At 49.8% G+C, this 1062-nt stretch carries 1 protein-coding gene; it reads left to right on the top strand.

The features are described 5' to 3' along the window. On the top strand, positions 1–901 hold a 901-nt coding region (locus R7Q46_RS25190; protein ID WP_318077940.1), incomplete at its 5' end, for a zonular occludens toxin domain-containing protein. Between the last annotated feature and the right edge of the window lie 161 nt (positions 902–1062).

Genomic DNA, 1062 nt, shown 5'->3' on the forward strand with positions numbered 1-1062 from the left:
ATGGCGTAATGAAAAAGGACAAGGGCCACTTTATGTGGTCGATGAGGCGCACATGAGCTTGCCAAGTCGAGGCTTGGCCGCGCCGATTCTAGAATGGTACTCAATACACCGTCACTACGGTGTTGATATCATTTTGCTTACGCAGAACATCCGCAAAGTGCATCGAGACATTAAGGACATGATTGAAGTGACCTACCGATGCACAAAGAACACAGCCATGGGCTCAACCAGTTCTTACACCAAGAAAGTGCAAGATGGTTGTGCCGGTGAAGTGGTGAACACCTCTACCCGATTTTATAAGTCGGAATACTTCCCGTTCTATAAGAGTCATTCGCAATCCAACAAGCAAGTGCAGGAAGCCGAAGCAAAAGACATTCGCCCGTTCTGGAAGCGTTGGCCTGTCGTCGGAACGGTGGTGCTGTTATCGCTTGGATTGGTTTTCAATATCTGGGCTTGGTGGCCAGAGTCAGAGCAACCGCCCGACCCCGTTAAACCACCACAACCAGTACAAGCGCAGCTGCCTGACGGAACGCCAACGGTAGATACGGCAGAAACCAAAGCGAGGAAGAAAAAGAAAGCATCAGGGTTCGGGCCTTTGGAAGATTACGACTTCTATATCACCGGATACGCAAAGCAAATCGCCTACTCCAAACGGCTGAAGTATGCTGCCGAACTCGACCGTGACCTGACGTTCTACAAGATATACATCGATGTGTACGATGGTCGCGACAAGCTATTCAGTTTCGATCATCTGGACTTGGTAAAGATTGGGTATCAGTTCGAGGTGTTGAGCGACTGCGTATATCGAGTGACTTGGGAAGAAACAGAAAGGATCTTCACGTGCGGCCAAAGAGAAAAGCCGTCAGACATATTGCAGCAAAACATGCCTGTCCATATCTAGACCGCTCGCCACAGCGTCGAAGCTAGCGCAGTCTGCGTAGACCGAGGAAGCGGAACATGTAGGAAACCAAACCTTGGCACTTCCACACCGAACTTAATCATGGGGCTCTATACGAGCCCTTTTTTATTACGTGCGCGGTATTGCGAGCATTTTGGGAGGGG

Source organism: Vibrio sp. 811, assembly GCF_033339195.1.